Genomic DNA, 4,831 nt, shown 5'->3' on the forward strand with positions numbered 1-4,831 from the left:
TTTTTCAGGACGTTACATATTATTTTTTAAGTAAATCAAAATGTTTTGAATCAGCACTAAAATTGCAAGCGACGTAAAAAACATAAAGCCAACATAAATGGCAACTTGTTTGTCTTGACCAATTTTTATGAAGATAAAATAAGCCAAAAGCGTTCCCATGATTTGCATCAAAACGGCGCGCCAAGCAATTTTTTTTACAACAGTAGCATCTTTGGTTCTAAATCCAGCAATTCCTTGATAAATTGTCGGAAATATCAACATAATAAATGCGATTATTTTTAGAGGTGTTTCCATTTATACTTTTATTTCTTTCTGCATTTGTTCTACAACTTCGTAAGTCGCAGGACAAATCAATGTGTTTTTTATCGTTAAATGATTTATTTGATAAAACTTTTTGCGATCTGTATGTGGATATTCACGGCAAGCTTTCGGGCGATCTTCGTAAACCAAACAATAATTTTCACTATCCAAAAACGGACAAGGAACTTGCTGCAAAACGTAGTCGTTATCTTCATCAATTCGTAAATATTTATCAATAAATTGACTTGGTTTGATTCGAAAAACATGCGCTAAACGCTCAATATCTTTTTGTGTAAAAAGTGGACCAGTTGTTTTGCAACAATTCGCGCAAGAAAGACAATCAATACGATTGAAAACATCTTCGTGAATTTCTTCCATTTTCTGATCCAAGTTTTTAGGCGGTTTCTTCTTCAACTTCTCCAAAAACTTTTTGTGTTCGCGTTGTTTTTCTTTTGCTTTCGCAAAATATTCTTCTAAGAAATGATCTCCCATTTTTCTATCTCTCCTTCTTTTACTTCAAAAATCTCCGCGCAATCAAACATTTTAAGGTTTTCAAATTGTTTGAATCGCTCAGGATCTCTTTGTTCTAACTTCTTTAATAAATGGTTGAATTCATATTGCATTTGACCTGTTGTAACCTCAATTTTAATCTTTGTAAAATCAGAATCAATTTTATTTCGGTCAAAATTATATCCTCGTCTTGTGGCTTCGTCCCAAACTTTTGCTAAATATTGATTAATCGCTTCAAGCGGTTTTTCAATTGCTTTGAAACGAGTTAATTGCGGATGATTTTTATAACCTTTTGTATTGCCTTCCAAAACATTTTTTGCCAAAAGCGTTTCGCGCCAAAGTGCTACAATTCCTTTTGCATCGAGATATTTCGGATGAACAGACCAAATTCGCATTTGTTAGATTACTTCTCTTTTTTGATCTCTTCTACATTTTTTACACCACGTAATCTGCAAAACTCTTCGATAACATTGTGATGAGAAACCGTTTTATCTTTAAAATAATTGACAAAATATTTCTTTTCTTCTTCAGTTGCTTCTAACTGATTCAAGATATTCATTAAGTGCATTTTCATGTGACCTTTCTGAATTCCAGTTGTAACCAAAGAACGTAATGCACCAAAGTTTTGCGCTAAACCTGCAACAGCAACAAATCCCATCAATTCTTTAGCATTCGGTTTCCCAAGAATTCCCATTGCTAATTTTACTAACGGATGCAAAGCTGTCAATCCACCAATTGTACCAAGAGCAGTTGGTAAATCAATCCAAAAACGAAAAACTCCATCTTTCACTTCACAGTGTGTTAACGAAGAATACTGCCCATCTTTCGCCGCATATGTATGCGCACAAGCTTCTACAGCACGGAAATCGTTACCTGTTGCAATCACAACCGCATCAATTCCGTTCATAATTCCTTTGTTATGTGTTGTTGCACGATATGGTTCTATTTCTGCAATGCGAACAGCGCGCAAAAACTTTTCTACAAACTCTTCTGAGGTTACATTTCCTTCTGCCAATTGCTCAACAGGACAAGAAACCTCTGCACGAACAATACAATCTGGCGTATAATTCGATAAAATACACATCACGATTTGAACTGAATCTTTTTCATCATCTGTAAAAGTAGAATCAGCTTCTATCTCGTTGCGTAATGTTTTGGCAAATTGTTCTAAACAAGAATTGATAAAGTTTGCACCCATCGAATCCATTGTTTCGAAAGACGCTTTTATTTGATAATAGTTTTCTAAATCAGCAGTTTTATCAATTAATTCCAAAGCTAAAATACCACCACCACGCGCACGCATGTTTTTGGTGATATCATTTGTCGTTTCGATTAATTGATTTTTAATCGTTGTTTCAAATGCATTTTGTAACTTTTCTTTGTCGCCTTCGTACATAAAATGAACGTGACCCAATTTTGTTGTGGATAAAATAGTTGTTTTGAAACCACCACGTGTTTGCCAAAACTTCGCAGCTTTAGAAGCCGCAGCAACAACAGACGACTCTTCAACAGCCATTGGAATGGCATATAATTCGTCGTTGATTAAAAAGTTTGGTGCTAAACCAAACGGCATATAGAAATTAGAAACTGTATTTTCTGAAAATTCGTCGTGCAGTTTTTGTAAATCTGCATCATCATTCCAATATTGTTTCATGATTTGAATTGCTTTTTCATCGCCATTCAAATATTCATTGACAACCCATTCAATTTTTCCTTCTTTCGATAATTTCGAAAAACCTTCTACTGCTTGATGCTTCATATTGGATATTTTTTTATAAGACAAAAGTACAAACGTTTTGAATGTTATAAGATACTTCTTCTGTTTTTTGATTAATTTTTAACGATTTAGTAGAGTAGTGGATTTGGTTAAACACAATAAATGTAGAATTAGTTATTGTACTATAAATTTTTGAAGAAAATATCCACTTGAAAATTGATATTCTAAAATATAAAAAACACCTTTTACTTAACATAAAAGGTGTTATAAGATATTTCAACTCTAATGTAAAAAACTTCATTTTTAAATATTTCTTAAATTAAGTATTTAAAATTTTTTGTTTTTTAAAAAAAATATTAATTTAGAAATATTAACAACAATATTTAAACTAAAAAAAATGGAAAAATCTTATTAGCAAGTGCTTTTGCACTTATCGGAACTTTTGCTATGGCAAACGAAACAGAAACAAAAATTACAAATGAAGTTAAAGAATTATCATCAGTTATAAATTATAATACTTCTGAAGATGTTAATAATTGTGAAATAACAATTCGTGATGGTAATGGTAAATTACTTGCTTATACAATAGTTTATGCTACTTCAGAGTTAAATTGTAATTATCAAGCTGATAAGTATTTAGAGCAATATATTGCAGATCATTCATAATTGAATTAACTAATATCAACTACATTAATATAGCCTGATTATAATTAATCAGGCTATTATAAAATAAATAATAAATGAAATTAAAGCCACTATTATTAATAGTTTTATTTTGTATTGCTAATTCTATTTATGCGCAAATCTATAAGCTTGATTATCAGTTCAATAATCATGTTTCAATATTGAATAGAACAAATACATATAACACAACATTAGTATATGACGTTCCTAATAAGGTAAGTTTATATACGGTAATAAAACTAAAAGAAAAAGCAAAGAGTGAAAAAAACAGCACTTCATTAGTTATAGATGAAAAGGTGATTGATAATGAATTAATTTATAGTAATTTCAAAAAATTAGAAATGGTCATTCAAGAACAGATTGATATTGAAATGATGAATTTTACAGAAAAAATACCAACTATCAAATGGGAATTATCAAATGAAACAAAAGTAGAAAATGATTATAATCTTAAAAAAGCGACTGCTACTTTCAGAGGGCGAAACTATACAGCTTGGTACACATTAGATATTCCTGTAAATGTTGGACCATGGAAATTGCATGGACTTCCTGGCGCAATAGTAAGTGTTAATGAAGACAGCGGGAGATATTCTTGGCAATTAAAGGACGTGAAAAAGATAGAAGTAAGTACAATAAAAAATCCTTTAGAAAATAAAACGTATGCTGTAAAAAGCATCAAAGAATATCCACAATTAAAATTTGAAACGCCAGAAAGAGTTAAAGAAAAATTAAGAAAAATAGACAGTAATTTTATATTCCCAAAAGGAGAAAGAATAGATATAGAATTATTATTTGAATGGGAAAATAATTTATGATTCAATTAACTATCCAAAGCCACAGAAATTAGAAAAAAATAAGAATCTATATGAAAAATATACTTTCATTTGTAATGTTATTGTGTTTTGTAAATACATTTTGTCAAGAAAAAATACAAATAGAATACGAATTTCGAAATGAATTTGATATTGAAAATGCAAAAGATGCTGTTGTCAAAGAACGATTAAAAAACAGTAACGAAAATAGATTGTATTTTGAGTTTTTAAGTTCTGATAAAGAATCGCTTTTCCAAAGAATAGATAGAATTGATAACTCTCAGGGTAGATCAGGAGTCTCAATTTCCTTTATAAGTGGACCAGGAGGAATTTATTATAAAAATTTAGTTGACAAATCAACTCTTTCTGAAGTGAACTATAACGGAAAAAAAATGTTAATAACCGATTCTATAACAACCAAAAATTGGATATTAGCAAAAGATAAAGATAAAATTTTAGGGTTCGATGTTAAAAAAGCAACTTTACAAGTTTCTGAAAATTCATTTGTTGAAGCTTGGTATGCGTCAACAATTAAAATAAAAAATGGACCTTCTAATTATGAAGGATTACCAGGAATTATTCTAAAATTAATTTTGACGAATAAAGAAGAAAATTCCGTAAACAAACAAATTTATTTAGCAACAAAAGTTGAAGTGAGTGATAAATTAAAAATAAATAAACCAACAAAAGGTAAATCGATAACTCAAGTAGAATTTGATGAAATGATGAAAGAGGAGGAGAGAAAATTTAATGAATTATTTAAACAATAATTAAAAAACATATAAAAAGACACTGTCCAAAATTTTGT

Annotated in this window: 7 protein-coding genes; 3 read left to right on the forward strand and 4 right to left on the reverse strand. The window is 29.9% G+C overall.

The window, feature by feature from the left end:
* Positions 1–12: 12 nt before the first annotated feature.
* The 4 genes from B4E59_RS04055 to B4E59_RS04070 are packed head-to-tail and all read right to left on the reverse strand — an operon-like array spanning position 13 to position 2,569.
* On the reverse strand, positions 13–294 hold the full coding sequence (locus tag B4E59_RS04055; protein WP_291051559.1) for a hypothetical protein: 282 nt from the start codon (positions 292–294) through the stop codon (positions 13–15).
* Positions 295–792: a YkgJ family cysteine cluster protein gene (locus B4E59_RS04060; RefSeq protein ID WP_171623750.1), complete on the reverse strand. Its 498-nt coding sequence runs from the start codon at positions 790–792 to the stop codon at positions 295–297. It lies immediately after the preceding gene.
* The gene (locus B4E59_RS04065) at positions 774–1,205 is read right to left on the reverse strand and encodes a pyrimidine dimer DNA glycosylase/endonuclease V (RefSeq protein WP_291051562.1); all 432 of its coding nucleotides are present in this window, start codon (positions 1,203–1,205) and stop codon (positions 774–776) included. The genes B4E59_RS04060 and B4E59_RS04065 overlap by 19 nt, the downstream gene beginning before the upstream one ends.
* An 8-nt stretch (positions 1,206–1,213) precedes the next feature.
* Positions 1,214–2,569 carry a hydroxymethylglutaryl-CoA reductase gene (locus B4E59_RS04070; RefSeq protein WP_221854701.1) on the reverse strand — a complete coding sequence of 452 codons (1,356 nt, stop codon included), beginning with the start codon at positions 2,567–2,569 and terminating at the stop codon, positions 1,214–1,216.
* Between the two features lie 405 nt (positions 2,570–2,974).
* On the opposite strand from B4E59_RS04070, the gene B4E59_RS04075 reads away from it, so the two are divergent.
* The 3 genes from B4E59_RS04075 to B4E59_RS04085 all read left to right on the forward strand — a co-directional run bounded on the left by B4E59_RS04075 (position 2,975) and on the right by B4E59_RS04085 (position 4,793).
* Entirely contained in the window at positions 2,975–3,193 is a 219-nt protein-coding gene (locus B4E59_RS04075; RefSeq protein ID WP_115002328.1) for a hypothetical protein, read from the forward strand.
* A 74-nt stretch (positions 3,194–3,267) separates the two neighbouring features.
* Complete coding sequence (locus B4E59_RS04080) at positions 3,268–4,026, forward strand: GLPGLI family protein (protein WP_115002330.1); 759 nt, start codon at positions 3,268–3,270, stop codon at positions 4,024–4,026.
* Between the two features lie 50 nt (positions 4,027–4,076).
* Positions 4,077–4,793, forward strand: coding sequence for a GLPGLI family protein (locus tag B4E59_RS04085; protein WP_115002331.1), 717 nt, complete (start codon positions 4,077–4,079; stop codon positions 4,791–4,793).
* The last annotated feature ends 38 nt before the right edge of the window (positions 4,794–4,831 follow it).

The sequence above is a fragment of the Empedobacter sp. UBA2044 genome, from assembly GCF_002333005.1.
GTDB classification, from domain to species: Bacteria; Bacteroidota; Bacteroidia; order Flavobacteriales; family Weeksellaceae; genus Empedobacter; species Empedobacter falsenii_B.